Raw genomic sequence first — 22993 nt, forward strand, 5'->3', positions numbered from 1 at the left:
CTCAGGCCAGGGCGGCGCTGAGACTCGACGGGTTCATGGCGCTCTGCGGCGCGACCGGCCGCTGGGGGCGCGGCTGCGGTCCTTCCGCCGGGCGCCAGGGCCACTGGCCCATCTCCACGGCGATGTGGCGCAGGTCCTCGGCCGAGGGGCTGGCCGGAAAGGCCTCCACCACGGTCTGGCGCTGCAGGCGCGCGGCGGCCAGGCCGGCGTCCGAGCGCACCCAGCCGGCCGACTCCAGCGACACGCCGAGATAGCGGCTGCCGGTCTGCGCCATGTTCTGGCCGATGCGCTGTGCGTCCTGCACGTCGCCGATGCCGTTGAGCACGAAGCGCAGCTGCTTGAGCGCATGCGCGTAGTGCAGCCGCTTGATGCCTGCGTAGGTGGCGGTGATGGCGGTGGGATCCGCGCGCAGCACCAGCACCAGTTCGCCCGCCAGGCGGGCCAGCGGCGAGAGGTTGCCGGCGGGGTCCAGCCGCGCGTCGATCAGCACCACCTGGTGCGGCTGCAGCCGCGCCGGGTCGAGGGCGCTCACCGGCTCCAGCGCCGGCAGCACGCCGACGCCGCAAGGGGCACGCGCCATCGCGTCTTCCACGCCCATGCGCTGCGCCATCACGTCCGCCAGGCTCGCGGCGGGCGCGATGTTCCAGAGGCTGCAGATGGATTCGGGCGCGGGGTGGTGCTCGTCGAGCAGCAGCACCTGGCGGCCCTGCTGCGCCAGCGCCGCCGCGAGGTTCATCACCACCGAGGTCACGCCCATGCCGCGCAGCAGGCCGGCCACGGCCATGACGCGGACCGGGGCACGCGCCAGCAGTCGGCGCAGGCCGTCGGCCTGGTCGGAAACGATCTTGCTCATGCCGATGCGCTTGCGCCCGCGTCGCGTTGTACAGCGGGTGCCGCCGCCACGGCAGCAGCCGGTGCCTGCTGGAACGCCTCGGTGCCCAGGGCGTCCAGCAGCGAGAAGAGCTTGTCCATGCCGGTGTAGAGCACGCTGGCCGGCACGGGCCGGCCGGGCCGCACCGACTTGCCGGTGAGCTGCGCCAGCAGCGTACGCGTGCGATCCGCCCACGCCTGCGTCGACACCTGCACCCGCCACACGGTGGTGGCCACCTGCGCCGCGATGAGCAGGCGCTTGAACATGTGAGGGTCGCCCGGCTCACCCATGCCGCCGCACAGGGCCAGGCCCTGGCGCACCAGGCGCAGGCAGGACTCGGCCTCGGCGCCCCAGCCCAGCCATTGCGCGAGCTGGTCCACGTTTACCTCGTGTCCGAGGTTGCTCAGGCCGTAGCCCTGGGCAAGCAGCTTGCCGCTGCGCGGATCGGTGAAACGCGTGACCACGCAGCGCAGGGCCGGCTCGTCTTCTGCACTGGAGCGCAGGCGCACCTCCACCTGGGCCAGCGCCTGAAGCGCGGGCTTGCCTTTGTGCAGCACGCGCAAGGCCGGGCCGAAGTCCAGCGGCAAGCGCGACAGCACGGCCGAATAGCCGGTGCGCAGGTCGACCACCGAGGTGGAACCCAGCGCGCGCGACACCCAGCGCACGTCCTGCAGCGCCTCCATCTGATCGCCCGCCGGCAGGCGTGGCAGCAGTTGCACCATCGTCTTCTCGCCGAAGTCCTGGTCGCGCAGCCACTGCAGCGGACGCAGGCCGGGCTTGCGCACCGACGCGGTGGACAGCCACTGGCGGGGCGCCGCCAGCGGGCGGCCGTCGCGGTCCGACAGCAGCAGGCTGGCCTGGCACAGGTAGCGGTCGCCGCTCTCGCTGGACTGCAGGCCCAGCTGGCCGCTCATCGCCAGCACGTAGCGGCCGCAACCGGCCGCGACTTCCTCGCGCGCCATCGACATCAGCGTCTCGAGCACCGCACGCTGGTCGGCGTCGGCGTTGCCGGCCTGGCGCCACAGCTGGTGCGCCGGCCCGAAGCCGACGCCGGCGCCGCCCAAGGCAGTGGCCGCATCGGCCACCGCCTCGGCGTCGTGCGCCATGGCGCGGATCAGCTGCTGGTACTGCAGGCGCAGGCGGTCGGTCTCGGCCTGGGCCTTGGCGATCTCGACCTCGGCGCTCTTGTCCTGCGCCTCGGTGTCTCCCGCGGCGGTGAACAGGGCGGCATGCCGGCGCGGCTGGAACACGCCGTCGACCAGCGCGGTGCGGTCGGCCAGCAGCAGGTTCTCGGGCACCTTCTGGCCGCTGGACACGTAGTGCACCGTCAGGCGGTGGCGGATCACCGTGTCGATCAGCGCGCCGGTGTGCGTGGCCTCGTCCACCTTGGTGAAGATGCAGCCGGCCAGCTCGCCGCCACCGGCGCCGTTGCGGTAGGCATGCACCACCTCGTTGAGGGTGTCGCCATGGCTGGTGGCGTTGAGCAGCAGCAGCCGCTTCACGGGCCGATCGCCGCTGCACAGCATGGCGATCTGGTTGGAGACGGCGCGGTCGCGCTGGCTCATGCCCACGGTGTCGATGAGCACCACGTGCTTCTCGCGCAGGTCCTTGAGCACCAGGTGCAGGTCGGCGGCATCCTTCACCGCGTACACCGGCACATCCAGGATCTGGCCGTAGATGCGCAGTTGCTCGTAGGCGCCGATCCGGTAGCTGTCGGTGGTGACCAGCGCGATCTTGTCGGCGCCGAAGCGCATCACGCAGCGGGCGGCCAGCTTGGCGGTGGTCGTGGTCTTGCCCACGCCCGTGGGGCCCATCAGGGCGTACACGCCGCCTTCGGCGAGCAGCGCTTCCTCGTCCTCGCGCACCGACATCACGCGCGTCAGCTCGCTGCGCACGTAGTCCATGCCCTTGGCATAGCTCTGGCCGGTGGGCAGGCGCTCCAGCATGGCGCGTGACAGCCCGGCGCTGAAACCGGCGCCCAGCAGCGTGCGCAGCAGGCGGCCGCGCACCGGGTCGCGGCGCTGCTGCTCGTTCCAGGCCATGCTGGCCATCTGCTCTTCGAGCATGCCGCGCATGGAGTGCAGCTCGCTCAGGACGGAGTCGGTGGCTTCGGCGCCGGCCGGTGCGGCATGGGCTGCCGCAACCGCGGGTTCGGCAGGTGCGACCGGTGCTGCGACGGCCGACTCGCGCGGCGCGGGCACGGCTGTCGCGACGGGTGCGAAGGTGGGTGCAGGAACGACAGCGCGCGCCATCGCCTGGCTCAGTGCGACCGCGGTGCCGGACGCGTAGGCAGGCGCCACGGCGGGTGCGGAGACAGGTGCAACGGTCGGCATGGGCGCGGGCGAAGGCAGGGGCGCCGGCGCGGGAATGGGCGCCGCACCGGGCGCACGGGCCACGGCCTCGTCCACCTGTTCGGCGGCCATCGCCACCACTTCCACGCCGTGCGGCAGCACGCGGCTGCTCAGCACCATGGCTTCGGCCCCCAGGGCTTCACGGGCAAGTCGCAGGGCCTCGCGGCTGCTGATTGCGAAGAACTTGCGGGCGGCTGCGCCTGCGTTGAATGCTTTGGTGGTGGTCAAACTCTTCCTCCAATGATCGCGGTGACCTTGATGGTGTGAACGTCAGAAATCTCGGCGTGCGACAGCACCTTGAGCTGCGGCAGGCTGCGGCGCAGGAAGCGCGCGAGCAGCGTGCGCAGCGGGTGCTGCACCAGCAGCACGGGCGGCAGGCCCATCTGCTCCTGGCGCTGCATCGCGCTCTGGGTCTGGCGCAGCAGGTTGTCCGCCAGCCCCGGCTCGATGCCGCTGTTGTTGCTCATGGCCTGCTGCAGCACGCCTTCGAGTTGGCTGTCCAGCCCGATGACCTGCAGCTGCGTGTCGCCGGGGAACAGCTGCTGCGTGATCGAGCGGCCCAGCGCCACGCGGGTCAGCGAGGTGAGCTCGGTCGCCTCCTTCACGGTGGGCGCGTTGTCGGCCATCACGTCGAGGATGGTGCGCATGTCGCGGATGGGCACTTCCTCGGCCAGCAGGTTCTGCAGCACCTTGTGCAGCGTGCTCAGCGTGAGCACCTTGGGCACCAGGTCCTCGGTGAGCTTGGGCTCGGTCTTGGCGATCTGGTCCAGCAGCTGCTGCACTTCCTGGCGGCCCAGCAGGTCGGCCGCGTGGGTCTGGATCAGGTGGTTCAGGTGCGTGGCCATCACCGTGCAGGCGTCCACCACGGTGTAGCCGTAGATCTGCGCCTGCTGGCGCTGCGCGCCGTCGATCCACACGGCCGGCAGGCCGAAGGCCGGGTCCTGGGTGGGCGCGCCGGGCACGGTGCCGGTGACCTGGCCGGGGTTGATGGCCATCCACTTGTCGGGGTAGGACTCGCCGCGGCCGATCTCCACGCCCTTGAGGCGGATGATGTAGGTGTTGGGGCCGATCTCCAGGTTGTCGCGGATGTGCACCACCGGCACCAGGAAGCCCAGTTCCTGCGCGATCTTCTTGCGGATGCTCTTGATGCGGCCCAGCAGTTCGCCGTTCTGCGACTGGTCCACCAGCGGGATCAGGCGGTAGCCCACTTCCATGCCCAGCGGGTCGACCAGCTGCACGTCGTCCCAGCTGGCCTCGGCCTGCTCGGCCGATGGTGCGGCGGCAACGGCGGCGCGCTCGGCCTGCGCCTTCTGCTCGGCTTCCTTGGGTACGCCCTTGATCTTCTTGTGGGCGATCCAGAACAGGCCGCCGGCGATCACCAGGAAGGCGAAGCTGGGCATGCCGGGGATCACGCCCATCAGGCCGATGATGCCGCCGGTGAGCAGCAGCACCTGCGGGTTGGAGAACAGCTGGCTGGTGAGCTGGTTGCCCACGTCCTGGTCGGTGCTCACGCGCGAGACGATCACGCCGGCGGCGGTGGAGATCACCAGCGCCGGGATCTGCGCCACCAGGCCGTCGCCGATGGCCAGCAGCGTGTAGGTCTTGCCGGCGTCGGCAAAGCTCAGGTCGTGCTGCACCACGCCGACCACCAGGCCGCCGATGATGTTGATCACCATGATCAGCAGGCCCGCCACCGCGTCGCCGCGCACGAACTTGCTGGCACCGTCCATGGAGCCGTAGAAGTCCGATTCCTGCGAGACTTCCTTGCGGCGCTGGCGGGCGGCCTTCTCGTCGATCAGGCCGGCGTTCAGGTCGGCGTCGATGGCCATCTGCTTGCCCGGCATGGAGTCGAGCATGAAGCGCGCGCCGACCTCGGCGATGCGGCCCGCGCCCTTGGTGATCACCATGAAGTTGATCACCACCAGGATGATGAACACCATCACGCCCACGGCGAAGTTGCCGCCCACCAGGAAGTGGCCGAAGGACTCGATCACCTTGCCCGCGGCGTCCGGCCCGGTGTGGCCGTGCATCAGCACCACACGGGTGGAGGCGACGTTCAGCGACAGGCGCAGGAGCGTCGAGAACAGCAGCACCGCCGGAAAGGCCGCGAAGTCCAGCGGCTTCATCGTGTACATGCTCACCAGCAGCACCATCACCGACAGCGCGATGTTGAAGGTGAACAAGAGGTCCAGCAGCAGCGGCGGCAGCGGCAGCACCATCATGCTGAGGATCAGCACGATCAGGATCGGCCCGGTCAGTCCCTTGAACTGGCCGTTCTGGAAGATCTGCGCCGGCTGGCGCAGCAGTTGGGTCATGGCATTCATGTGGATGCTCAGTCGGCCTTCACGGTGTATTCAAGTTCGGGGGGAATGGGCAGTTCGTCGGGTTCGCTGGGCGCATCGCCGCCTTCGCTCTGCCAACGCTTGAGGCGATACACCCAGGCCAGCACCTCGGCCACGGCGCTGTACAGGCCGGCGGGAATCTCCTGGCCCAGGCGGGTGTTCTTGTAGAGGGCCCGGGTGAGCGGCGGCGCCTCCAGGATCGCCACCTTGTGTTCCTTGGCGATCTCGCGGATGCGCAGTGCGACCTCGTCCATGCCCTTGGCCACCACGCGCGGCGCGCCCATGGCGTGCTCGTCGTACTTCAGGGCGACGGCGAAGTGCGTGGGGTTGGTCACCACGATGTCGGCCTTGGGCACGTCGGCCATCATCCGGCGGCGCGCCATCTGCTGCTGCTGGCTGCGGATGCGGCCCTTGACGTGCGGGTTGCCTTCGCTTTCCTTGTGTTCCTGGCGCAGGTCTTCCTTGGACATGCGCAGCTTGCGGTAGTGGTTCCACAGCTGGTAGGGCACGTCGATCAGCGCCACCAGCAGCAGGGCCGCCACGATCAGCGCGCAGTCGTGCGCCACCAGCGACACCATCTGCGGCAGCGCCGCGCTGGCGGGCTGCGCGAGCAAGGCCATGGCATGGTCCAGGTCGCGGCTGATCACCAGCCAGGCCACGCCGCCGATCAGGCCGGACTTGGCCAGCGCCTTCACCAGCTCGGCCAGCGACTGGGTGGAGAACATCCGGCCGATGCCGGACAAGGGGTTGAGCTTGTTGAAGTCAGGCGCGAGCGACTTGGTGGAGAACAGCCAGCCGCCCAGCAGGATGGGCCCGACCAATGCCGCCACCACCATCACCGCCAGCACCGGGAAGACCGCCAGCAGCGCATCCAGCACCATGTTGCCCACGTGGGCCAGCATGCGGTTGTTGTCGAAGCCGATGGCGCGCTCGAAGTGCAGGCCGGCGCGCAGGCTGTGCTGCATGCTGGTGCCCAGCGACCCGGCGCTGCTCCACAGGCCGGCGACCGCCGCACCCAGCAGGACCAGGGTGCTCAGCTCCCGGGAGCGGGCCACATTGCCATCCTCACGCGCCTTCTCCAGGCGGCGTTGGGAGGCTGGCTCCGTCTTCTCGAGATCGCTTTCCTCTGACATTCATGCTCCGAGCGCGAGCCGCAAAATGCGACTGCTTCGGAACAAATTATTCGAGGGAGAGGCCTGAACCAATCGCCCGATGAAGCTCGGCAAAGGCCTGCTTCTCGGGTAATGGGTTCGACTAGAAGCCCAGGCTCTCCAGCAGGTCGTCCACCTGCGACTGGTCCGCCACGGCATCGGGCGCGCCGGCGTGGATCTGGGGGCCGTTCAGCATGCTGTTGTTGCTGATTTCCTGCCGCTTCTCGGCCGGCGTGTTGTCGATCAGCACCTGCAGCAGCTGCGTCTCGACGTCGTTGACCACTTCCATCATCTTCTTGATGACCTGGCCGGTCAGGTCCTGGAAGTCCTGCGCCATCAGGATCTCCATCAGCTGCGTGTTGATGGCCTGCGCCGTCTTGGGCACGCCCTGCAGGTAGCCGCGCGTGTCCAGCACCAGCTCGCGGGCATGGTTCAGCTCGATGGGGTTGGCGAACCACTCGTCCCAGCGGGCGTTGAGCGCGCCGGCATCGGAGGCCAGGCGCTCCTGCAGGGGCTGGGCCAGCTCGATGGCGTTGAGCGCCCGGTGCGCCGCGCGCTCGGTGGTGGTGGCCACGTAGGCCAGGCGGTCGCGCGCGTCCGGAATGGCCTGCGCGGCACGCTCGACCTGCTTGTCCAGGCCCAGCTCGCGCAGGCCCTCGCGCAGTTGCCGCGTCAGCTGCCCGATGCGCGACAGCAGCGCTTCGGCGGTGTCGCCCTGTTCCGCGGCCTCGGGCATTTGCTTCGCCATGTCAGGCACCTTCCTTGGCCAGCTTCTCGAAGATCTTGGAGATCTTCTCTTCCAGCGTGGCAGCGGTGAAGGGCTTGACGACGTAGCCGTTGGCGCCGGCCTGCGCCGCCGCGATGATGTTCTCCTTCTTGGCCTCGGCCGTCACCATCAGCACGGGCAGCTTGCCCAACGCGGGGTCGGCGCGGATGGTCTTGAGCATGGTCAGCCCGTCCATGTTGGGCATGTTCCAGTCCGAGACCACGAAGCCGAAGTCGCCGCCACGCAGCTTCTCGTAGCCCGCGGCACCGTCCTCCGCCTCGTCGACGTTGTGGAACTCCAGCTCTTTCAGCAGGTTGCGCACGATGCGGCGCATGGTCGGGAAGTCATCCACGACCAGGATCTTGATGCTCTTGTCAATCACGGTTGCTCCAACAGATTTCGTTTCGTCTTCAAAAATCAAACACGGTTCACACGCTCGCCGAAGCTGCGCAGGTGGGCCAGCACGCGACGGCTCATCTCGGACAGGGGCGCCACCTCGTCGGCCGCGCCCAGGGCGATGGCCTCGCGCGGCATGCCGAACACCACGCAGCTGGCCTCGTCCTGCGCCAGGGTGTAGGCGCCAGCCTGCTTCATGCGCAGCAGGCCCTCCGCGCCGTCCTTGCCCATGCCCGTCAGCAGCACGCCGATGGCGTTGCGCCCCGCATGCTTCGCGACGGAGTCGAACAGCACGTCGATCGAGGGGCGGTGCCGGTTCACCGGCGGCTCCTGGTCGAGGTGGGCCACGTAGTTGGCGCCGCTGCGCGCCAGCGACAGGTGGAAGCCGCCCGGCGCGATGTAGGCATAGCCCGGCAGCACGCGCTCGCCGTGCTCGGCCTCTTTCACGGTGATGCGGCACAGGCCGTCCAGGCGCTGCGCGAAGGACTTGGTGAAGCCCGGCGGCATGTGCTGCGCGATCATCACCGCGGGGCTGTCCGAAGGCAGCGGCGTGAGCACGTCGCGGATCGCCTCGGTGCCGCCGGTGGAGGCGCCGATGATGATGAGCTTCTCGGTGGACAGCAGCGGGCTGCGCAGCGGCGCCTCGACGTGTGCGCTGCCGGCCGGCTTCGCTGCCGCGTTGCGCCGCGAAGGCAGCAGGCGCGCGGCCGCGGCGGCGCGGATCTTCGTGGCGATCAGCTCGGTGTAGTTCAGCAGGCCGTCGCGCACGCCCAGCTTGGGCTTGGTGACGAAGTCCACCGCGCCCAGCTCCAGCGCCGTGAAGGCAATCTCCGAGCCGCGCTCGGTCAGGGACGACACCATCAGCACCGGCATCGGCCGCAGGCGCATCAGCTTCTCGAGGAACTCCAGCCCGTCCATGCGCGGCATTTCCACGTCGAGGGTGAGAACGTCGGGGTTGGTGGCCTTGATCATCTCGCGCGCCACCAGCGGGTCGGCTGCAGTGCCCACCACGGTCATGTCGGGCTGGCTGTTGATGATCTCGGTCATCACGCTGCGGATCAGCGCCGAATCATCGACGCACAGTACCTTGATCTTGGGATTGCTCATGCGGGCCTGCTGGCTGGTTGGCGTGCCGCCGGGGTCGGGGCTGCGTCGCCGACGAGCCGGTGCATCAGCGCCTGCTCGTCGCGTTGGATCATCTGGACGCCGGCCTGGGTGCGCAACTTGCGCACCACCGCCTTGCCGGTGGAAGGCAGGAAGCACACGCGCCGCGCATGCGGCCCGCGCAGGTCCTGCGCCGCGATGGCAATGCCCTGCTCTCGCAGGTACTGCACCACGAAGTCGGCGTTGCGGTCGCCGATGTTGAGGGTGGTCATGGTGGGCAGCACCGCGCCGCCACCGAAGACCTTAGCATGCAGCCGCTCGCGCTTGGCGCCGGAGCGCAGCAGTTCGCGCAGCAGCACGTCCATGGCGTATTCGCCGTAGCGCATGGCGTCGGCATGGCTGCGGGGCTGCTCGTCGGCGTCGGCCGGCAGCATGAAGTGGTTCATGCCGGCCACGCCGGCCTGCGGGTCGTGCAGGCAGGCGGCTACGCAGGAGCCCAGCACGGTGGTCAGCGCCGTGTTGTCCTCGGTGACGTAGTACTCCGAAGGCAGCAGCTTGACCGCCATGCAGCCGATGTCGCGGTCGAAGTAGCGGTGGCTGGCCATCTGGCCCGCCCTCGCGGCCAGAACGCTCATGCCGCCACCCCACGCCGCGCGCCGCCCAGGGAATACACCGTGTGCCCCAGCGGCTTGAAGCCCGGGTTGACCAGCGAGGCGTTCTCGGAGTGCCCGGCGAACAGCAGGCCGCCCGGCTTGAGCAGCGGCATGAAGCGGTCGAGGATCTCCTTCTGCGTGGGCTTGTCGAAGTAGATCATCACGTTGCGGCAGAAGATGGCGTCCACCGGCTCCTTCACCGACCAGGCGCGGTCCAGCAGGTTCAACTGCGAGAACTTCACCATGGCCGCCACTTCGGGCCGGATGCGCACCTTGCCCGCGTTGGCGCCGGTGCCCTTGCTGAAGAAGCGCTTCAGGCGGGTTTCGCCCAGCGCCCTCGCCTGCTCCAGGTTGAACACACCGGCCGCGGCGCGCGCGAGCACCGCAGTGTCGATGTCGGTGGCGATGATGCGCGCGCTGCTGGCCGCTGATGCGCCCAGCGCCTCGATCAGCGTCATGGCCAGGGAGTAAGGCTCCTCGCCGGTGGACGCGGCGGCACACCAGATCTCCAGCGGCTGCTTGCGTTGCTTCACGAAGTCGGCCAGCACGGGAAAGTGGTGCGCCTCGCGGAAGAAGGACGTCAGGTTGGTGGTCAGCGAGTTGATGAAGGCCTGCCACTCGTCACCATCGGGCCGCGATTCCAGCATGGCCAGGTAGGTGGAGAACTCGGGCAGGCCCAGCTCGCGGAGGCGCCGCGACAGCCGGCTGTAGACCATCTGGCGCTTCTGCTCGCCCAGGGCGATGCCGGCACGCCGGTGGATCAAGGTCCGAACGCGGGTGAAGTCGCTTTCGGTGAAGAGGAATTCTGTGTTCACGGTCGCCCTGGAGTCGAGGCTTCAATGTAGGGGCCGGGCGGGCGATGCAATGGGCCGATCAGGCGGGCAAATGTCCGCCTTCTCGCACCTTCATCAGTACGGGGACTCGGCGGCCCCCACTTCCTGCGACCACACCAGGGCCGACAGCACCGCGCCATTGACCTGGCCGGGGCTCATGAACAGGTCCTCGGCCAGCCGCGCGGTCTGCGCTGGGTTCTGCTCGGAGCTTTCGGCCAAGGCCAGGAAGGGGCCGTACACGCCGCGGCGATGCAGGATGGCCTGCTGCACCGATTCGGCCAGCTGCACCTTGGCCAGCACCTGCTCCATGGGCACGCCCAGCAACTGGTCGATGAGCGAGAACATGCCCACCACGAAGAGGTTGTCGCCGTCGGTGGGCGTGAGCATGCCCTTGCCCATGAGCTCCACCGCCCGGCCGCGCATGATGGCCTTGCGCGTCATGAAGGGCGAGGTCGAGGCCTTGTTGCTGGTGGCCAGCAGCAGGGCCAGCCAGCGGAACAGGTGCGAGTAGCCCAGCATGGTGACCGCATGCCGCAGCGACTGGATCTCCACGCCCGGCCCGATGGCCGGCGAGTTGATGTAGCGCAGCACCCGGTAGGTGAGCACCGCGTCGTGCTTGAGCGCGGCCTCGATCTGGCGCACGTCCTCGTTGCGCTGGAGCATCTGCATCAGGCGCACGATCAGCATCGACTCGGGGTGCATGGTGGCTTCGTCCACCTCGTCGGACTTCTGTGGCGCCTCGCCCGTGTCCACGACGGCCTCGGTGATGATGGGGCGCAGCAGCAGGCCGTCCTCCTCCAGCTCACGGCCCATGCGCTCGAGCAGCGCGGGGTTGCCAGCGCCCACGTCGAAATGCGTCAGCAGGTCGCGCAGCGGGCTGGGGCCGGGCAGCTCCGGCGCGCGGCACAGCATCAGGCCGAACCCATGTTCGCGGATGAACTGCAGCGCCGGAATCGCCTCGGGCAGGAAGTCTTCCGGGCCGATGCACAGGACCACGTGCTCCTGCGGCAGCGACTGCAGGCTCGCCAGCAGCGAGGGGTCGGCCGTGACGTCGAAGAAGAGCGAGGTGCGGCCCAGCCGCCAGCCGGTTCTGCGCGGGTTGAGGTGCTCGGCCAGGTAGTCGGCCAGCGCGGTAAGGCGTGCGGCCTGCCCCGACTTGCCCTGGGCGGCAGGCTCGTGCCAGGCCATCCGGTAGCCCGCCACGCGCCGGCGTGCGTCCAGCATCATCGTGTGGGTCAGGTAGCCGGTGGGGCCCGCCATCAGGTTGGCCAGGTCATCGTGCTGCGCGCTCCTGAGTGTTTCAACGGCCATTGCTTGTTCTCTCTCGGTTTTTCACGAATCGAAGGCCCGCGCGGCACGACGGCTCGCGGGGCCCGGGGCTGGCTCAGGCGGAAACGGCTTCGGTGCGCGCGGCGTCGGCCAGGGCCACGGCACTCGCGGCTTGGGCGCGGCGGATGCGCGGCATGGCGCCCACGTCGATGATGAAGGCCACGCTGCCGTCGCCCAGGATGGTCGCGGCCGAGATGCCCGGCACCTTGCGGTAGTTGGTCTCCAGGTTCTTCACCACCACCTGGTGCTGGCCGAGCAACTCGTCCACCAGCAGGGCGAAGCGGCTGTTCTCGGCCTGCACGATGACCAGGATGCCCTGGGTGGCGTCGTCCTGGGCGCCGGCCACGTCGAACACGCGGTGCAGCTCGATGAGCGGCAGGTATTCGCCGCGCACCTTGATCACGCGGCCTTCGCCGGTGATGGAGTGCAGGTGCTCGGACAGCGGCTGCAGCGACTCGATCACGTAGGACAGCGGCAGGATGTAGGCCTCTTCGCCCACCTTCACCGACATGCCGTTGAGGATGGCCAGCGTCAGCGGCAGCACGATGCGGGTGGTGGTGCCCGCGCCTTCGCGGGAGATGATCTCCACGTGGCCGCCCATTTCCTGGATGTTGCGCTTGACCACGTCCATGCCCACGCCGCGGCCCGAAATGTCGGTGACCTGCTCGGCGGTGGAGAAGCCCGGCGCAAAGATCAGCTGCCACACCTCCTCGTCAGGCATGGTGTCGCTCACCGGCAGGCCCTTCTGCAGGGCCTTGGCCAGGATCTTCTCGCGGTTCAGGCCCGCGCCGTCGTCGCTCACCTCGATCACGATGTTGCCGCCGTGGTGCTGCGCCGACAGCAGCAGCTGGCCGGTGGCGTCCTTGCCCTTGGCGGTGCGCTGATCCGGCGTCTCGATGCCGTGGTCCAGGCTGTTGCGCACCAGGTGCGTCAGCGGATCGACGATGCGCTCGATCAGGCCCTTGTCCAGCTCGGTCTCCTTGCCGAAGGTGTCAAGGCGAACCTGCTTGCCCAGCTTGGCGCTCACGTCGCGGATCACGCGCGGGAAACGGCTGAACACGTAGTCCATGGGCATCATTCGGATGGACATCACCGATTCCTGCAGGTCGCGCGCATTGCGCTCCAGGTGGCCCAGGCCGCTGAGGAACTGCTCGTAGGCCACCGGGTCCAGCCTGGTGGCGGCCTGGGTCAGCATCGATTGCGTGATCACCAGCTCGCCCACCAGGTTGATGAGCTGGTCCACCTTCTCCACATCCACGCGGATCGAGCTCGATTCCTTGGACGCCGTTGCCGCAGCGGCGCCGCCAGCGGCCGGCGCCGGAGCCGCCGCCACCTTGGCGGGCACGGCCTCGGCCACCGGTGCGGCGGCGACGGGCACGGCCGCCTCGGGTGCGGGCTGCGCCACGGCGTCCGCCGGCGCCTCGCGCCGGATGCGGATCTGCGATTCGTCGATCAGGAAGCAGCACACGGCCACGATGTCGTCGGGCGCGCAGGCGGTGCGCAGGCGCACGTCCAGGGAGCCCTTGCCGGGCGTGCTGGAGAGCACCTGGCCGAGATTGACCAGCTCTTCGGACAGCAGGTTCGTCTCGCTGTCGGACAGGCCGGTGAAACTGACGTTCAGCACGCCCTCCCCGCCTTCGCCGGCTTCGGCGGCTTCGGCGGCCGGTGCAGCCACGGGCGCAGGCGCGGCCACTGGTGCCGGGGCCGAGGCCTGCTCGCCGTTGCCATGCTCGAGGGCGAGCTGCTGCAACACGGCGCAGATGTGCGCCACTCGTTCAGGCTCAGGTTCGTTGCCCGCCTGGTAGGCCGTCATTTGTTCTTGCAAGGCGTCCTTCGTTTCCAGAAATGCGTCGACCATGGGCGAGCTGAGCTTGAGCTGGCCATGGCGGGCGCGGTCCAACAGGGTTTCGAGCAGGTGCGTGGTGTCGGTCAGCGCGGTGAAGCCGAAAGTGGCCGCGCCGCCCTTGATCGAATGCGCCGCCCGGAAGATGGCGTTGAGCTGTTCGGCGTCGGGCGAATCCAGGTCGAGTTCGAGGAGCAGGTGCTCCATCTCGCCCAGGAGTTCGACGGCCTCGACGAAAAAGGCTTGGGTGAATTGGCTGAGATCCATGGTCTTGTCTTCTTGATCGCCGGACGGCGCCGGCGCTGTATGTGTTGCGGCCTAGGACGGCCTCACCGGCAGCTTGCCCTGCAGCACCAGTGTGGGGTCCATGCTGTTCTCCCGCTCGATCCGGTCCTGCGTGCGGTGGTTGAGAACGATGATGCTGATGCGCCGGTTCATCGGGTTCTTCGGATCGGCGCGGTCCAGGTGCATGCTGTCGGCCAGGCCCACCACGCGCAGCACCTTGGTGTCGCCCATGCCGCCCAGCAGCAGTTCGCGGCGCGAGGCATTGGCGCGGTCGGCCGAGAGCTCCCAGTTGCCGTAGTTGCGGTCGTTGGAATAGATGACGGCGTCGGTGTGGCCCGACACGGTGATCTTGTTGGGCAGCTCGTTGAGCCACGGTCCCAGTTCGTGCAGGATGGTGCGCATGTGCGGCAGCACGCGTGCACTGGCCAGATCGAACATGGGCCGCTTGTCGTTGTCCACGATCTGCAGGCGCAGGCCCTCGGTGGTGATGTCGATCAGGATCTGGTGTCGGAACTGCTTGAAGCTGGGGCTGTTCTCGATCAGGTCCTCCAGCTTCTTCTTCATCTGGTCGAGGCGATCGGCGTCCGCGTCGTCGTCCTTCTCGGCCAGCTTCACCTCGCCGTCCACGTGCTGCAGGTCGGCGCCGCCGCCCGGCACCACGCTGGAGTTCATGGCCACCTTCTCGCCGCCGCTCAAGGCCACCTTCAACGGCATGCGGAAATGCTCGGCGATGCCCTCGCGCTGCTTGGGACTGGAGATGGACAGCAGCCACATCACGAGGAAAAAGGCCATCATGGCCGTCATGAAGTCGGCGTAGGCGATCTTCCAGCCGCCGCCGTGATGGCCGCCGCCGTGGCCGCCATGCACCTTCTTGATGACGATCTTCTTTTCTTCGCTCATGTCAGCGCCCCGATCCTGGCGTCAGCGCGCCTTGACTTCGCGCACGTGCTCGTCGAGCTCCATGAACGAAGGACGCTCGGTCGAGAACAGCACCTTGCGGCCGAATTCCACCGCCAGTTGCGGCGCATAGCCGTTCAGGCTGGCCAGCAGCGTGACCTTGGCGCACTGGTACACCTTCATGCCTTCGGCCACCCGCTGCTCGATCAGCGAGGCAAGAGGCGTGACGAAGCCGTAGGCCAGCAGCACGCCCAGGAAGGTGCCCACCATGGCGTGCGCGATCAGCTCGCCCATCTCCGACGGCGGCAGGTTGGCCGACCCCAGCGCGTGCACCACCCCCAGCACCGCGGCCACGATGCCCAGGGCCGGCAGCGCATCGGCCACTCGGGCGATGCTGTGAGAAGGCACCAGGGCCTCGTGCGTGATGGTCTCGATGTCGTGGTCCATCAGGGCCTCGATCTCGAAGGCATCGGTGTTGCCGCTGATGACCAGGCGCAGGTAGTCGCGCAGGAACTCCATCACGCCCGGGTCGGCCGTGATGCTGGGATAGCGCTTGAAGATCTCGCTCTCCTCGGGCTTGTCCACGTCCGACTCGAGCTTCATCATGCCTTCCTTGCGCGCCTTGGCCAGCAGTTCGTAGAGCAGCCCGAGCAGGTCCATGTAGAGCTGGCGGTCGCGCTTGGTGCTGCGCAGCAGGCGCGGCAGCTCCTTGAAGGTGGCCTTGATGGTCTTGCCCTTGTTGCCCGCGATGAAGGCACCCAGCGCAGCGCCGCCGATCATCAGCACTTCGATGGGCTGGAAGAGCACACCGAAGTGGCCTCCCATGAGGGCGTAGCCACCGAACACGGTGCCCAGCACCACCAGATAACCCACCAGAACGAGCACGAGCTTCCCCTTCGACCCTCAGGCCCTTGTTGATTGAATGAACTCAGCCCGCGGCCGCGCTGCAGCCCAGGGCCACGCCGGCAAGCCCTGCCGTCAGGCCCGGGCGACCCAGCGCGCTGCGCCCTGTGCGGCGTGGCTGCGCCGGCTTGTCGGCCGTGCGGACCTTGCCGGCGCGCGAAGGCGGACGGCACAGCACGCACACGTAGTCGTGCTTGTCGTCGTAGGCATGGGAGACGAATTCGCCGTTGCAGCGCGAGCAGCTGTTGAGCTGCAGCATGCCGCTGTCGAAGAAACGGACCATGGTGTAGGCGCGGGTGAAGTCCAGCACCGTGCTGCCCTCGGGCAGGTCGGCCTGTTCCAGGTAGATGCGGTAGCTCTTGATGAGCGCCTGCAGGTCACCGCCGTCGTCGTGGCTGCGCATGAACCGGTAGATGTTGTAGAACATCGACGAGTGGATGTTGGCCAGCCAGGTCATGTACCAGTCGGCCGAAAAAGGCAGCAGCCCCTTGGGCGGCGAAGCACCCTTGATTTCCTTGTACAAGCGGATCAGGCGCTCGCGGCTCAGGCCGACTTCGGCCTCCAGGAACTGCAGGCGGGCCCCGAGATTGATCAGGTCCACGGCGAGCTGGACCTGCCTGACTTCACCTAAAACGCTTTTTTGGCTCATTTCTGATTACGCTTGATTTTTCGCCGCACTGTGGCGGCCGGCCATCAGGATCGACATATGGGCACGCTGCAGCGCCGAATCTTTTTCTTCATTTCCGACTGCGTGAATTGAGGCTTCGTCGTCAAGTCGGGGGCTGAAAATGAGGAATTTGGAATTAGACAGCTTGATGATCTGGGTAATCGACATATTCGCCAGCATGTCGGCCAATTTGGTCCCGATGCCCAAGCGGATCATCGAAGCCGCCTTGTCTTGCTTGACCATTTTCTGGGCCAGCAGGATATAGGCCAGATTGATGTCGTTTATCTCACGGGCAATTTCGTTGTTCAACGCAATTGAGTTGTCATTAATATTCACGTCGCTCTCTCCATCCAATTCACAAACTTTGTTAACTAAAGAAACTGTATCACAGTGTTTCAATTTTCTGTACGTCACTGGAGTGACGGAGGTCACAGTTTTGAACATCACTTGGGATATTGCGGAATAATTCCACAGTCGCTTCCTCTATGAAAAGTAATAAGTTCGTGTATTAGGATTAAAGTACTGGGTTGGTTTGTAATAAATGCGCATTACTTAATCCATCCGCGACGCAATTTCGGGCGTTCCGCCCTCCTCGATGCGCCACAGCCAGGCCAGCACTTCGGCCACCGCCTCGTACAAGGCCGGCGGCACCTGCGCGTCGAGCTTCACCTGCATCAGCAGTTGGTTGAGCCCGGGCGAGGCATGCACGTACAGGCCGTGCTCGCGCGCCGCGCGCATGATCTGTTCGGCCACGGCGCCGTAGCCCTTGGCCACGACCATCGGCGCACGGTCCGGGTCGCGATGTGACAAGGCCACCGCGCTCAGGCGCTGGTTGATCGCTTCGCCGTTCACGCGGCCAGCTCCGGGTCCAGTTGCAGTGCGCGAAGCTCGAAGCCCGCGGCAGCCATGCGCTGCGACAGCGTCGAGCGATGAACGCGAAGTTGCATCAATGCATCGGCCTGCGGCGCCGCGAGCTGGGCACGAACGCTGTTGCCGTCCAACTGCATGCGCAGGTCGACCCGACCCAGGCGCGGCAGCTGCAGCGTGAGAGCGGTGGACCACTGCGGCGCTGCCGTCTGCTCCGGTTCACCGTGCGCGCGGGCGCCCTCCTCCTGCACCGACCATTCCATCGCCACGCCGGGCCAGGCTTCACCGCTCCAGCGGAACATCGCGCTGGCCAGCAGGTCGAGCTGCTGGTGCACCAGCGGTGCCGCCTGCGGATGGACCGCGTTCACGGCGGGCAGGTCGGAAGCGGCTGCGAAGGCGGGCGTGCGATCGGCCATCTGCGCGGAATCGGCATACCTGGCGAGCGCGGCGTTCGCCGCTGGAGCCGGAGCGAGGGCTGGCGCGCCATGTGCCACGCGCTGCGGCATCTCGGCCGCGTCATCCTGCAGCTCGGTCGGATTCGCCGGGTCGGCGTGCGCAGCCTCGGGGCCCTGTTGCGTATTCGTCATGGGTGCAGCCGTTACCGGTGCCGCGGGAAGGAGCGCGGGCATGGTTGGGGCCGACGCTTGCGCCACAGCCACGGACACCAGCTCGCCCGCAGGCTGCCGCGGCAGCTGCGGAATTGCCGGCGCGCCATCTTCTTGCGCGGTCGTGCGTGCGGCTTCTGCTGCCGCGCGCGCCAGGCCGGCTTGCGGCTCACGCTGCATCTGTGCAAGGCTGCGCGCGCCAGCGGCGAACTGCGCCAGGTGCGATTCGTAGAAAAGGCCCGAGTCCGAGACCTGCTGCGAGAGCGCGCTCGCCAGCACCGCTGCACTCGGCGCGCGTTGCGCAGCAGGCCACAGCGGATGCTGCCCCCGCACCGGCCCGGCATTCTTGTCGGCGTGCTCGGAAAGCAGGTCGAGGATGACGCGTGCCGCGGCCGACAGTTCCGTGCTGCTCGACGGGCGCACACTCGCAGCGACGCCCTCACTGCGCGGCTCGCCGGCAGCGGCGCCCTGGGGCCGCAGTGCGGCGCCTTGGGGCAGGAGGACATCGTTGTCGACACGGGGGGCATTCAGGACGGCTTGGGCAGGACCGGCACCCGCGGGTGCCTTGGGCGACAGCAGCTCCACCCACGGCGCGATTCGCGCCGCCTGGAGTGCGTCAACCTTGGCAAGGGGTGCGGTCATGGCCGGGTTCAGTGCGTGGTTCCGTAGGCCTTGTTCACGCTGTCCTGCTGTTGCAGTTGCGCGATGCTGCCCAGCAGGATGCGAAGCTGGGGCTTGACCAGGCGGCAGACTTCCTCCTGGTCGGCGCGCACGCGCAGCAGGGAGCGGCGCACCTGGTCGCGCTGGGAAGTGTCCAGCGAGGTAGCGGGCTCGATCTCCTTGAGGCGATCGATGAGGGCGGCGCAAAGCGACTCGACCCCGGGAAGCTGGCCCCATTCTTCTTCGCGCGACAGCTCCAGCATGCGCTCTGTGAGGGTGGCGAGCCGGTCGTAGCAATGGACGACTTCGCTGTTGACGGACATGGTGTCTCTCTCTTTCGTGATCTGTTCAATTGCCCGGCGCAGTCGCTGCGCCGATCTCCCGCCATGCCGATGCGATGCTGTCCAGCAGGGTGTCGGCCTCGTCGAGCGCGGCTGCGTCGTTGCGCAGGTTGGCCTGCAGCAGGCGCTGCACGATGTAGGTGTAGAGCGCCGACAGGTTCTCCACCAGCTTGGCCGCCTCGGCGCCTGCTGCCTTGGCATCCAGGCTGGCACGCAGGCCGTTGTCCACGATGTTGATGGCCTTGGAAATCGCGTTGCCGCGGGCCTGGATCTCGTTCTGCGCCATGTGGTGGCGTGCCATGCCGATGGCGGTCTTGGCGCCATCGAAAAGCAGCACGATCAACTGGTGCGGCGAGGCGCTCATCACGCTCGATTCGATGCCGACGCGCGCATAGGCGCCGGCGCCGCTGCGGTAACTGTGGTGTGTGTACATGGCGTGTGCCTCGACTTACTTGCTGCTGGCGGAAGCGTTCATCGCCTCGAACTGCTGCGAGAGATAGCTCAACGTGCTGTTCATGCTGCTCATCATCACGTCGAGCCTGGTGAATTGCGCCTTGTAACGCGCCATGGTGGCCTCGATGCGCGTTTCCATCGCGTCGTACTGCGTGTCCAGGTCCTTGATGGTCGCGGTCACGCCATCCGATGCAACCCGAAGGCTGCCGCCGGTGGATGTGAGGGAGGTCACCAGTGCATCCAGCTGCTTGCCGTAGCCGGAGGTACTGCCGGTGCCGCTGGCGAAAAGCTTGGAGACGCCGGCCAGGTTGGTGTCCAGCGCCTTGCCCAGCTTGGTGCTGTCCACAACCAGCGTGCCGTCCTTCTGGAAGGCGACGCCAATCTCGTTGAGGACCTTGACCTCGTTGCTGCCGCTGGCCTGTGGCGAGCTGAGCACCCCGCGCACGCGGTTCATCAGGTTGCGCAGCGTCGAATCGCCGGTGAGCGCGGAGCCGCTCTTCGTGTCGGCGTCGTAGGTCGTGAGGGTCTTGGCGGTGCCCTGCAGGCTGTTGTAGGCCTTGACGAAGTCGTTGATCGCCGTCGTCATGGCGGTGGTGTTGGCCTTCATCGACAGGCCGGTGGTGCCGGTCTGCACCAGGGTCAGCGTGGTGCCCTGGATGGCTTCCTTCACGGTGTTGGTGGCGCTGGTGACCGCTATGCCGTTGACGTTGAGCTTGGCGTTCTGTGCCGCCAGGGTCTGCTGCAGGTTCTGCGTGCCGGCCGGGTCGTTGCCCAGCAGGTTCTGAAGCGCTGCGTCGCCGTCGACCTTGATCCGCATGCTCGAGGCCTCTCCCGTCTCCTTCGACAGGAGCACCAGGCGGTAGGGCGTGCCGCTGCCGTCGTTCACGATGCTGGCGGACACCCCCATATCGGACGCGTTGATCGCATCGCGGATGCCGGTGAGCGTGTTGTTGGTCGAATCGATGGTGAGCGACTTTGCGGGACGGGTCAGGTCGGAGGCAAAGCTGGCACCGCTGTAGGTGCCGGTGGCCGGGTCCAGCGTGCCGCCGCTGACGGTGCCGAAATCGATGGTGACCTTGCCGCTGCCGATGGCGGTGCTCGAGGTCAACTGGCCCTTGGCGATCACCGACTGGGCCTGCGCCAGTTGCGAGACGGTGATGCTGTAGTTGCCCGCGGCGCTGGCGTCGGTGGACGAGGCGGAAAGGATGCCGCTCACCGTGGGCGTGCCCGTCACGGCCTGGAACAGCGCCGGGTCGCCCAGCTTCTTGGCCGCGTTTTGCAGCGACTCGAGCGCGCTCTGGATCTGTCCGTAGGCCGACAGTTTGCTCGTGAAGCTCTTGGCCTTGGTCTGCAGCGCCGCGAGCGGCGCGTTTTCCGCGGTCTGGAGCTGGGTGAGCAGGCTGCTCAGGTCCAGGTTGGAGCCTACGCCTACGCTGCTGATGGTCGCCATGTTCTGGATGTCCTCGAATTCGTGTGTTGGGGTGCCGCGGGCTTCAGGCCTGCTGGTTCACCAGGAGGCCGGGCGCCTTGCCCATGACCTTGGCAATGTGGACCACTTCCTCGGTCGGAATCTGGCGGATCACCACGCCGTTGGTCTGGTCGACAACCTTCACGATGACCTTGTCGGTGTCCTTGTCGATCTCGAACTGCAGGCTGACCGAGCGGCTCTGGAGCACGTCGTTGATCTCGCTCACCGCGGCCTCGACCTGAGGGGGTGTCGCCTCCCCTGCACGCTCGGCAGTCGGCTCGGCGCCTTCTGCTGCAAGCGGCGGCGCGGTGCGACCGGCGAGCACCTGGGTCCAGGGGCTTTCCTTGGCGGGAATGGCTGGGAGCGGGTTCGACATGGGTTGCACCTTGACTGGAAGATTCGCTGTCCGCTGAGGCCTCGGCCAGGCGCGTGGCCTCAGGGGACAGCGCAGACCCGGGGGTCTGCGGCTGCCGGAGCCGCCCCTTTCGGAGCGGGCCCGGCACTTCCATACCTTTCTGTTGTGGATTAACGCAGGAGGGAGAGCACGCCTTGCGTGGTCTGGTTGGCTTGCGACAGCACCGAGGTACCGGCTTGCTGCAGGATCTGCGCGCGGGTCATGTTCGACACTTCCACCGCGTAGTCCGCGTCTTCGATGCGCGAACGCGAGGACGACAGGTTGGTGATGGTGGTGCCCAGGTTCGCGATCACCGAGTCGAAGCGGTTCTGCACTGCACCCAGCGAACCGCGCAGCTCGTCGACCTTCGCCAGGGCGGCGTCGATGGCCTTGAGCGGGTCTTCCGTCTTGGCACCCTTGCTGGTCGTGTCGGTCGTCAGCTGGCCCTTGCTGTTGACATAGGCGGTGGCGCCGACCTTGTCTTCGTACTTGGTGCCAGCGATGGCGGCATCGGTGCTCTTCACGGTGGCTTCGCCGGTGTCCGGGTCCACGGTGTAGACCGTGTCGTAGCTGGCGGTCGTGGTGAACTCGCCCTCGCCATCGACATAGGTGTCGGTGGATTCGCCGGCGTCGAAGGCCATCGTGGCGTTCAGCAGGCCGCTCTTGAGCTGGACCGTGGCGGTCACGCCGGTGGCGGCAGCGAAGTCGGCCTTCAGCGCGTCGGCAGCGATGGTGTCCTTGTACGACAGGTCCGTGCCGTCGCTGGTGTACTTGACGGCACCCACGGTCACCGTGCTGCCTGCCGTGCCGGCAGCGCCGGTCATCAGGTCGTCCAGGGAGGCTTGCGCGCCCGATCCGGGGTCGTTCGTGCTCAGCTCGCCGGTGGCGGCCAGGTAGGCCTTCTGGCCACCGATCGTGACGGCGCCCAGGGCATCGACTTCGAAGGAAGCGGTGGCACCGGTGCCGCCGTTGTCGTACACGCCAGAGACCTTGCCCGTGGTCGGGGTCAGCTTGGTGGCTTCGGCCGTGACGTCGGCTGCCAGGACTGCGTGGGTGAAGGAGAAGCTCTTCGAGGCAGCGTCGTAGGTGTAGGCGATGTCGTTGGTGCCGTCGTTCAGGGTCACGACGTCGCCGGAGCTCAGCTTGGCGAAGGCCTGGTCGGCCGTCACGGCTTCATGCGTGGTCGTGACCGTGTAGTCGTTGCCCGAAGCGACGCCGCCGGCAGCCAGCAGGTTCGTGACCGTGGCCTTGCTGTTGGCGGAAACGCCCTTGCCGTTCACGTTGAAGCCGTCGAGGCCCAGCGTCTTGGCGGTGATTTCCTTCAGGTCGATGTCGATGGTTTCGCCATCGTTCGCGCCGACTTGCACGGTCAGCTTGCCAGCGTCGGCCGACAGGACCTTCACGCCGTTGAACTGCGTCTGTTCGGAAACGCGGTTGATTTCTTCCAGGCGCTGCGAGATTTCAGCCTGGATCGAGTCCAGGTCGCTGGCCGAGTTCGTGCCGTTGGCAGCTTGCACCGACAGTTCGCGAACGCGCTGCAGGTTGTTGTTGACTTCGGTCAGGGCGCCTTCGGTCGTCTGGGCGATCGAGATGCCGTCGTTGGCGTTGCGGGTGGCTTGCGTCAGGCCCTTGATGTTGGCGGTGAAGCGGTTGGCGATGGCCTGGCCAGCTGCGTCGTCCTTGGCGCTGTTGATGCGCATGCCGGACGACAGTCGCTCGATCGCCGTGTTGAGCGACGACTGCGACTTGTTCAGGTTGTTCTGCGTGAGCAGGGAGAGACTGTTGGTGTTGATGACTTGCGCCATTTCAAACTC

General features: G+C 67.3%; 22 protein-coding genes. All 22 read right to left on the reverse strand.

Going from position 1 to position 22993, the window contains the following annotated elements:
• Position 1: 1 nt before the first annotated feature.
• Complete coding sequence (locus BM345_RS14050) at positions 2-853, reverse strand: MinD/ParA family ATP-binding protein (protein ID WP_254789731.1); 852 nt, start codon at positions 851-853, stop codon at positions 2-4.
• A complete protein-coding gene (flhF, locus tag BM345_RS30755; protein ID WP_302847545.1) occupies positions 850-3450 on the reverse strand; it encodes a flagellar biosynthesis GTPase FlhF in 2601 nt (866 codons plus the stop codon). Before flhF ends, BM345_RS14050 begins: the two co-directional genes overlap by 4 nt.
• Entirely contained in the window at positions 3447-5546 is a 2100-nt protein-coding gene (gene flhA, locus BM345_RS14060; RefSeq protein ID WP_093380416.1) for a flagellar biosynthesis protein FlhA, read from the reverse strand. The genes flhF and flhA overlap by 4 nt, the downstream gene beginning before the upstream one ends.
• Positions 5547-5554: 8 nt before the next feature.
• Positions 5555-6697, reverse strand: a complete 1143-nt coding sequence (flhB, locus tag BM345_RS14065) for a flagellar biosynthesis protein FlhB (RefSeq protein ID WP_093380417.1) — start codon at positions 6695-6697, stop codon at positions 5555-5557.
• Between the two features lie 121 nt (positions 6698-6818).
• The gene (gene cheZ, locus BM345_RS14070) at positions 6819-7463 is read right to left on the reverse strand and encodes a protein phosphatase CheZ (RefSeq protein ID WP_093380419.1); all 645 of its coding nucleotides are present in this window, start codon (positions 7461-7463) and stop codon (positions 6819-6821) included.
• Between the two features lies 1 nt (position 7464).
• Positions 7465-7863: a chemotaxis response regulator CheY gene (gene cheY, locus BM345_RS14075; protein ID WP_093380421.1), complete on the reverse strand. Its 399-nt coding sequence runs from the start codon at positions 7861-7863 to the stop codon at positions 7465-7467.
• 35 nt (positions 7864-7898) lie between these two features.
• Positions 7899-8984: a protein-glutamate methylesterase/protein-glutamine glutaminase gene (locus BM345_RS14080; protein WP_093380423.1), complete on the reverse strand. Its 1086-nt coding sequence runs from the start codon at positions 8982-8984 to the stop codon at positions 7899-7901.
• Positions 8981-9616 carry a chemoreceptor glutamine deamidase CheD gene (gene cheD, locus BM345_RS14085; RefSeq protein WP_093380424.1) on the reverse strand — a complete coding sequence of 212 codons (636 nt, stop codon included), beginning with the start codon at positions 9614-9616 and terminating at the stop codon, positions 8981-8983. Before cheD ends, BM345_RS14080 begins: the two co-directional genes overlap by 4 nt.
• Complete coding sequence (locus BM345_RS14090) at positions 9613-10449, reverse strand: CheR family methyltransferase (RefSeq protein WP_093380426.1); 837 nt, start codon at positions 10447-10449, stop codon at positions 9613-9615. Before BM345_RS14090 ends, cheD begins: the two co-directional genes overlap by 4 nt.
• Positions 10450-10542: 93 nt before the next feature.
• Complete coding sequence (locus BM345_RS14095; RefSeq protein ID WP_093380427.1) at positions 10543-11778, reverse strand: EAL and HDOD domain-containing protein; 1236 nt, start codon at positions 11776-11778, stop codon at positions 10543-10545.
• Between the two features lie 73 nt (positions 11779-11851).
• Positions 11852-13906, reverse strand: a complete 2055-nt coding sequence (gene cheA / locus BM345_RS14100; protein WP_093380429.1) for a chemotaxis protein CheA — start codon at positions 13904-13906, stop codon at positions 11852-11854.
• A gap of 51 nt (positions 13907-13957) precedes the next feature.
• Positions 13958-14824: a flagellar motor protein MotB gene (gene motB, locus BM345_RS14105; protein ID WP_093380430.1), complete on the reverse strand. Its 867-nt coding sequence runs from the start codon at positions 14822-14824 to the stop codon at positions 13958-13960.
• A 21-nt stretch (positions 14825-14845) separates the two neighbouring features.
• A complete protein-coding gene (gene motA, locus BM345_RS14110; RefSeq protein WP_093380432.1) occupies positions 14846-15706 on the reverse strand; it encodes a flagellar motor stator protein MotA in 861 nt (286 codons plus the stop codon).
• A gap of 43 nt (positions 15707-15749) precedes the next feature.
• Positions 15750-16373: a flagellar transcriptional regulator FlhC gene (gene flhC / locus BM345_RS14115; protein ID WP_093380433.1), complete on the reverse strand. Its 624-nt coding sequence runs from the start codon at positions 16371-16373 to the stop codon at positions 15750-15752.
• Positions 16374-16379: 6 nt separating this feature from the next.
• Positions 16380-16727: a flagellar transcriptional regulator FlhD gene (gene flhD / locus BM345_RS14120; protein ID WP_254789732.1), complete on the reverse strand. Its 348-nt coding sequence runs from the start codon at positions 16725-16727 to the stop codon at positions 16380-16382.
• Between the two features lie 216 nt (positions 16728-16943).
• Positions 16944-17243, reverse strand: a complete 300-nt coding sequence (locus BM345_RS14125; protein WP_254789733.1) for an EscU/YscU/HrcU family type III secretion system export apparatus switch protein — start codon at positions 17241-17243, stop codon at positions 16944-16946.
• A complete protein-coding gene (locus tag BM345_RS14130; RefSeq protein WP_093380436.1) occupies positions 17240-18505 on the reverse strand; it encodes a flagellar hook-length control protein FliK in 1266 nt (421 codons plus the stop codon). Before BM345_RS14130 ends, BM345_RS14125 begins: the two co-directional genes overlap by 4 nt.
• An 8-nt stretch (positions 18506-18513) precedes the next feature.
• Positions 18514-18846 (reverse strand): flagellar protein FliT, encoded by a 333-nt coding sequence (locus BM345_RS14135; protein WP_254789734.1) that lies wholly within the window; start codon positions 18844-18846, stop codon positions 18514-18516.
• 25 nt (positions 18847-18871) lie between these two features.
• Positions 18872-19297 carry a flagellar export chaperone FliS gene (fliS, locus tag BM345_RS14140; RefSeq protein ID WP_093380438.1) on the reverse strand — a complete coding sequence of 142 codons (426 nt, stop codon included), beginning with the start codon at positions 19295-19297 and terminating at the stop codon, positions 18872-18874.
• Between the two features lie 15 nt (positions 19298-19312).
• Positions 19313-20767, reverse strand: coding sequence for a flagellar filament capping protein FliD (gene fliD / locus BM345_RS14145; protein WP_093380440.1), 1455 nt, complete (start codon positions 20765-20767; stop codon positions 19313-19315).
• Positions 20768-20810: 43 nt separating this feature from the next.
• The gene (locus tag BM345_RS14150; protein WP_093380441.1) at positions 20811-21161 is read right to left on the reverse strand and encodes a flagellar protein FlaG; all 351 of its coding nucleotides are present in this window, start codon (positions 21159-21161) and stop codon (positions 20811-20813) included.
• A gap of 149 nt (positions 21162-21310) precedes the next feature.
• On the reverse strand, positions 21311-22984 hold the full coding sequence (locus BM345_RS14155) for a FliC/FljB family flagellin (RefSeq protein ID WP_093380443.1): 1674 nt from the start codon (positions 22982-22984) through the stop codon (positions 21311-21313).
• Positions 22985-22993 lie beyond the last annotated feature (9 nt).

The sequence above is a fragment of the Variovorax sp. OV329 genome (genome assembly GCF_900114785.1).
In the GTDB taxonomy this organism is placed as follows: domain Bacteria; phylum Pseudomonadota; class Gammaproteobacteria; order Burkholderiales; family Burkholderiaceae_C; genus Variovorax.